A 6166-nucleotide genomic window follows, 5' to 3' on the forward strand; every position below is an offset into this window, starting at 1 on the left:
GGCGAAGGCCGTGGCGAAGGAATTCTTGGTCGCGTTGCCGAGCGGGTTGGCGATGCCGGCGGCGCCCGCCATCGATTCCAGATAGGTAAGGTCCTTGAAGGCATTGGCGATGCTGAACTTGTGCGCGTCGCGGTCGCCCTCCAGCGTCCAGCGCATGAAGGTCTGGTAGAAGCCGCAATCCATGCGGCCGTTGCGGATGACGCTGTCGAAGCGCTGCGGCGAGATGCCGACCTTCTGCGCCAGCGCCAGAGCCTCCGAATAGATCGCCGCATAGCCCAGCGAGACGAAGTTGTTGAGCAGCTTCATGCGATGGCCGTCGCCGGTGTCGCCGATATGGACGATGCGGCCGGCCCAGGTCTCGATCACCGGCTTCAGCCTGGCGAACACAGGGTCCGGCGCGCCGACCATGGCGTCGAGCGTGCCTTCCCAGGCCTCCTTGGGCGTGCGGCTGAGCGGGGCATCGACATAGTCGACGCCGAGCGCCTTGAGCTCGGCGGCCAGCGCCACGGTCGAGACCGGATCGGAGGTCGAGCAATCGACGACGACCGAACCTTGCTTGAGGCCCTCCTTCAGTCCGCCGGGGCCGCGGATGATCGCCTCCACCTCGCGCGAGCCGGTGACGCAGATGAAGACGATGTCGGAAGCCGCAGCCACCTCCTTAGGGGTGGCCGCTTCCCTGGCGCCGCGGCCCAGAAGGTCTTCCGCGGGCTTGCGGTTCTTGCGGCCGAGGAAGGTGAGTGGATAGCCCTTGTCGATGATGTTCTTGGCGATGCCGTGCCCCATCAGGCCCAGGCCGATGAAACCGATGTTTTCGCGGGCAGCGGTGGTGCTCATGTCGTCTCTTCCCTGTCTTTCATGGTGATGGGCGCCCGCGCGGCGGGCGATTGTCGAGAAGGTTTCCGCGGATCGCGGGTGGCGGGCGATTGCGGAATGCCATATTGTCTGACAATACACATAATTCCCGAGCCTTGTGGAGGGTAAAATGACGAAGCGGATCATGTTCACCGGCGGCAGCGGCAAGGCCGGCCGGCATGTCGTTCAGTATCTGGTCGAACATGGCTGTCAGGTGCTCAACATCGACACCAAGCCGCTCGACAATCCGAAGGTGCGCACGCTGATCACCGACATCACCGACAGCGGGCAGGTGTTCAATGCGCTGTCGAGCTATATGGGTCTGCACGAGTTCGACCCGTCGCTGCGGGCGCAGCCGGTCGACGCCGTGGTGCATTTCGCGGCGATCCCGCGCATCATGATCACGCCGGACAACGAGGTGTTCCGCATCAACGCGATGGGCACCTACAACGTCGTCGAGGCGGCGGTGAAGCTCGGCATACGCAAGGTGATCATCGCTTCCAGCGAGACCACCTACGGCCTTGTCTTCGCCAACGAGCCGCGCAATCCGATGCATTTTCCGCTCGACGAGGATTATGATGTCGACCCGATGGACTCTTACGCCCTGTCGAAGATCGTCAACGAGAAGACGGCGCGGGCCTTCGCGCTGCGCAGCGGCGCCGACATCTACGCGCTGCGTATCGGCAACGTCATCGAGCCGCACGAATATTCGCTGTTCCCGAAATGGTTCGCCGATCCCGGCTTCCGCAAGCGAATCGCGTGGAGCTACGTCGACGCGCGCGATCTCGGCCAGATCACCTTGCGGGCCATCGAGAAGGATGGCCTGGGCTATCAGGTGTTCAACGCGGCCAATGACGATACCTCGTCCGACCTGCCGACGGCGGAGCTGTTGAAGCGCTTTTATCCGGACGTGCCGGTCAAGGCCGAGCTTGGCGAATATGAGACGCTGCTTTCGAACCGCAAGGCGCGCGACATGCTCGGCTTCCGACCTGAGCATAGCTGGCGCAAATACGTCAAATCGGCCTGAGGCGACGCCAAATGCCGGTTGAGCTGTGCACATCTGCGCAGGTTGCGGCAAAGCGGGCCTGCCGTGCTTGACAGGCTCTGAAAACGGGATTTTCTGGACCTATGCGGGACGCGAAGCCGAACAACGAAAAGAAGCCGACGAAGACGACGGCTGCGGAGCGTCCGGCCGGCTTCCGCCGGGCCGACGCGCCACGCATCCCGGGCGCCAGCGTGCACACGTCCCTGGCCAGCGAAATCGGGCTTCGCATCGTGCGCGGCGACTATCCGCCGGGCACCATCCTGCCCAATGAAGCAAAATGGTCGGAGACCTTCGACGTCAGCCGCTCCGCGGTGCGCGAGGCGATCAAGATGCTGATGGCCAAGAGCCTTCTGTCGTCGCGGCCGAAGATCGGCAGCTGGGTCGAACCGAAGGAACGCTGGAACCTGCTCGACCGCGACGTGCTGTCCTGGTACGCGACGTCGCCGGACCGCGAGGTTTTCCTCAGGACTGTGCAGGAGTTCCGCCACATCATCGAGCCGGAGGCGACGGCCTTCGCGGCGATGCGGCGCACAGACGAGCAGATGGCCGAAATCAGCCAGGCCTGCCGCGAGATGGGGGAAGCGACCAACCTGCAGGAGCGCACCCGCGCCGACACGCGCTTCCATCTTGCCATCCTCAGGGCCTCGGGCAACGACTTGCTGGTGCCGCTCGGCGTGCTGATCGAATCCGCCTTCGACCATCTCTTCACCTACACGACCCGCGAGCTCGACAATCTGCAGCATGCCCAGAAGCTGCATGAGGCGATCGAGAGGAATATCCGCCTGCAAAGGCCGGATGCGGCGCGCAGCGCTGTCCGCAAGCTGCTCGCCAATACGGACGACGTGATCCAGTCGCGTTAAGGTCCATCGATATTCAGGTGAGGCCGGCTTGCGAGTGACGGCTTCCTGCGCTTCCGGCGCTCGCGTACTTCAAGTACGCTCCGCTCCGGTTCTCGGAAGCCTCTCAGTTCGACCTGACCTGAATCTCAACGGACCTCCAGTCGCAGAACCTAATCCTGCTTCTCGCGGCCGAAGGCGACGCGCAGCTCGTCCTTCGCCTTCTCCAGCACCCTCTTGCGCTCTTCGGGCAGGTTCCTGCCGGCGCGGTTGATGTAGAAATTCAACATCGACATAGCGGACTGGAACGGCTCGGCCTTGCGGCGGTCGCTGTGCTCGGCCGAGCGCTTGAGCGAGGCGGCGATCTTCTTGGCGTCGTCGGATTCGAAGACGTGCTCCTCGAGATCCAGCGCATCGCTGTGCTCGGTCACGTCGGCCGACCATTTCTTTTTGGCGGTCATGGCAAACTCCTTCCTCAAGGCAAAACTCCAGGAGGAGAGACGGGTTCCAGGCTCTGGAGTCACCGAATTGTGCGTCCTGGCGCTGCTCGGCTCGGCAAATGCGCCGATAGTGGAGGCCGAACCGCCGACTTCGAGAACAGCGGACAGGAACGCCTTGACGACGATCTCCAGCAATGCAGCGCTCCCAGGCATAGACAGTAGCTATGCCTGGACGAGGTTGGCCATTTCCGTATTGTTGGCGACCATAGGGGGCGTCGGCATGTGGGCGGTGGTCGTCGTTCTGCCGGCGGTCCAGGCAGAGTTCGGCGTCGATCGTGCCGCGGCCTCGATGCCTTACACCGCGACCATGGTTGGCTTCGCAGCTGGCAATGTGCTGGTCGGGCGCGCCATCGATCGTGTCGGCTACTGGATTCCGGCGCTTGTTTCCTCGACGGCGCTGGCTGCCGGCTTCCTGCTGGCGTCGCTCTCCGGTTCGATCCTGCAATTCACGCTCGCTCAAGGCCTGCTGATCGGGTTGGGGACATCGGCGATTTTCGGACCGCTGATCGCCGACATCTCGCACTGGTTCAATCGGCGGCGCGGCGTTGCGGTGGCTGCGGCTGCGTCCGGCAGCTATCTCGCCGGAACGGTGTGGCCGGCGATCATACCGCCGCTGATGAGGGCGGAGGGCTGGCGCTTCACCTATCTGGCGATCGGCATCGCGTGCCTTGTGACGATGGTGCCGCTGGTCCTGATGCTGCGCCGTCGTGCTCCAGTGGTCGTGGCAGGCTCGCCAGGCACCCGCCCGGTCCAGCCGATTGCATTGTCGCCGGCGGCACTTCAGATGCTGCTGGTGATAGCCGGTCTGGGCTGCTGCGTGGCGATGTCGATGCCGCAGGTGCATATCGTCGCCTATTGCATGGACCTCGGCTATGGCGTCGCGCATGGCGCCGACATGCTTTCGATCATGATGGCCGCCGGCGTCGTCAGCCGCCTCGCTTCCGGCTTCGTCGCCGATCGGATCGGCGGGGTGAAGACCTTGCTGATCGGTTCGGTGCTGCAATGCCTGTCGCTGTTCTTTTATATTCCCTTCGACGGGCTCGCCTCGCTCTACGCCGTCTCGCTGGTGTTTGGCCTATCGCAAGGCGGCATCGTGCCTTGCTATGCGATCATCGTGCGGGAATACATGCCCGCCAAAGAGGCCGGCCAACGCGTGGGCATCGTCATCATGGCGACCATTTTCGGCATGGCTATCGGTGGCTGGATGTCGGGTTGGATATACGACCTCACTGGTTCCTATTCGGCCGCCTTCCTGAACGGAATTGCCTGGAACCTGCTCAACATCCTGGTGATGGTTCTGGTGTTCTGGAAGGCAAGGCGCGGCGGCGTCGCCGTGGCCTGACGAGCTCGCGCTGGCGCTTTTCCAGGAAGACGCTTCGGCTTGACAACAAATCGCGGCTGCGCGACGCCAAGGCTAAAGCGCGTTGCGATCTTTCAGATTCGCTCTCTGCGCTTTAGGCTCTTGATTCTGCGCATGTCTTTGTCCCGAAATCGGTTCGGGAGACATGCTTTGATGAACGCGGTACAGGCCTGCGGGATGGCGACACCAGGGTCAATGGCATTGCAGGCGCGCAGCGGGCGGGGCTTGCCGCGCGAGGCACGCCCTTGAGCAAGCCGCGCTCCCGTCGCGGCGGCGGCCGTCCGACCATCGCCGATGTGGCGCGCAAGGCCGGTGTCGGCGCCATCACCGTGTCGCGCGCGCTGCGCGAGCCCGGGCGGGTCTCGGAGGATCTTCGACGGCAGATCCAGGCCGCGGTGGACGAGCTTGGCTACGTGCCCGACCCGAACGCCCGCGCGCTTGCCTCGGCGCGCGCCGAGGTGTTCGGCGTGCTGGTGCCCTCGCTCACCAACAACGTCTTCGCCGAGGTGGTGCGCGGCATCTATGACAGTCTTTCCGACAGTCCGTTCCGCATCCAGATCGGCAACACCCATTATTCGGGCCTCGAGGAAGAGCGGCTGTTGCAGGTCTTCGGATCGCAACGCCCGGCGGCGCTGATCGTGGCCGGCATCGACCAGACGCCCAGCGCACGGCGGCTGCTGGAGAACGCCGGCTGTCCGGTGGTGCAGGTGATGGAAACCGGGCCGGACCCGGTCGACATGATGGTCGGCTTCTCGCATCTCGATGGCGGCAGGACGGCCGCCGAGCACCTCCTTGAAGCCGGATACCGCAAGGTCGGCTTCATCGGCGCCAGGATGGATCCGCGCTCGCAGCGGCGCCTTGCCGGCTATCGCGCTGCCATGGAAGCCGCCGGCTTGTTCGATCCGCGCCTGATCACCACGACGCCGGTGCCGTCAAGCGTGAGCCTCGGACGCGAGCTGTTCCGCGACGCGCTGGCCAAGATGCCGACGCTCGACGGCGTGTTCTGCAACAACGACGATATCGCGCTCGGCGTCCTGTTCGAATGCCATCGGGCATCGCTCGACGTGCCGAAGCAGATCGGCATTGTCGGCTTCAATGATCTCGACATGATGCAGGTGTCGTTTCCTTCGATCACCAGCGTGCGTACGCATCGCTATGAAATCGGCACGCGCGCCGTCGCCATGGCGCTGGCGGCGATCGCCGGGAACCGGCCGGAACAGCGGATCGTCGACCTCGGTTTCGAGCTCATTCGGCGCGAGAGCACCGCGCGTTAAAGCATGTCTCCCGAAAGTGGAAACCGGTTTCGAGACAAAGACATGCGTAAAGATCAAAACCTAAAGCGCATGGAGCGAATCTGAAAGATCGCGACGCGCTTTGGGGCTGCGGCGGAAACGCCGGGCCAACCGCTGCGCGGTGTTCCTTGAAGCGCTCTGAAGAACACGGAAAAATGACGAAGGCGGCGCTTTACAGCCTCGGATGGTAGCGCTACCATTTGTCTGTAAAATCAACATCCGGCAAGGATCAGATCTGTTTATTATACATAAGTAACAGCTCATGCTTGTTTATTATGTAT

6 protein-coding genes are annotated in these 6166 nt (G+C 63.4%); 4 read left to right on the top strand and 2 right to left on the bottom strand.

Annotated elements, in window-relative coordinates:
• Positions 1-999, bottom strand: a 999-nt coding sequence (locus EOD07_RS18190) for an NAD(P)-dependent oxidoreductase (protein WP_281059067.1), incomplete at its 3' end; no start/stop codon positions are given.
• Here EOD07_RS18190 and EOD07_RS18195 point away from each other — a divergent pair.
• Positions 983-1879: an NAD(P)-dependent oxidoreductase gene (locus tag EOD07_RS18195; protein ID WP_127236460.1), complete on the top strand. Its 897-nt coding sequence runs from the start codon at positions 983-985 to the stop codon at positions 1877-1879. The genes EOD07_RS18190 and EOD07_RS18195 overlap by 17 nt on opposite strands.
• Positions 1880-1980: 101 nt before the next feature.
• Positions 1981-2757 (top strand): FadR/GntR family transcriptional regulator, encoded by a 777-nt coding sequence (locus EOD07_RS18200; RefSeq protein WP_127236461.1) that lies wholly within the window; start codon positions 1981-1983, stop codon positions 2755-2757.
• 149 nt (positions 2758-2906) lie between these two features.
• Here the strand turns inward: EOD07_RS18200 and EOD07_RS18205 are convergent, their stop codons facing one another.
• The gene (locus EOD07_RS18205) at positions 2907-3194 is read right to left on the bottom strand and encodes a DUF3175 domain-containing protein (protein WP_073985318.1); all 288 of its coding nucleotides are present in this window, start codon (positions 3192-3194) and stop codon (positions 2907-2909) included.
• Between the two features lie 154 nt (positions 3195-3348).
• On the opposite strand from EOD07_RS18205, the gene EOD07_RS18210 reads away from it, so the two are divergent.
• Both EOD07_RS18210 and EOD07_RS18215 read left to right on the top strand, forming a co-directional pair.
• On the top strand, positions 3349-4575 hold the full coding sequence (locus EOD07_RS18210) for an MFS transporter (protein ID WP_127236462.1): 1227 nt from the start codon (positions 3349-3351) through the stop codon (positions 4573-4575).
• Between the two features lie 263 nt (positions 4576-4838).
• Positions 4839-5867 carry a LacI family DNA-binding transcriptional regulator gene (locus tag EOD07_RS18215; protein ID WP_127236463.1) on the top strand — a complete coding sequence of 343 codons (1029 nt, stop codon included), beginning with the start codon at positions 4839-4841 and terminating at the stop codon, positions 5865-5867.
• Positions 5868-6166 lie beyond the last annotated feature (299 nt).

It is taken from the genome of Mesorhizobium sp. M2C.T.Ca.TU.002.02.1.1 (assembly GCF_003997225.1).

Bases quoted from the DNA above. Each gene is read 5' to 3' on its own strand.
- EOD07_RS18195 (WP_127236460.1), top strand. From the start codon at position 983: ATGACGAAGCGGATCATGTTCACCGGCGGCAGCGGCAAGGCCGGCCGG.
- EOD07_RS18200 (WP_127236461.1), top strand. From the start codon at position 1,981: ATGCGGGACGCGAAGCCGAACAACGAAAAGAAGCCGACGAAGACGACG.
- EOD07_RS18205 (WP_073985318.1), bottom strand. From the start codon at position 3,194: ATGACCGCCAAAAAGAAATGGTCGGCCGACGTGACCGAGCACAGCGAT.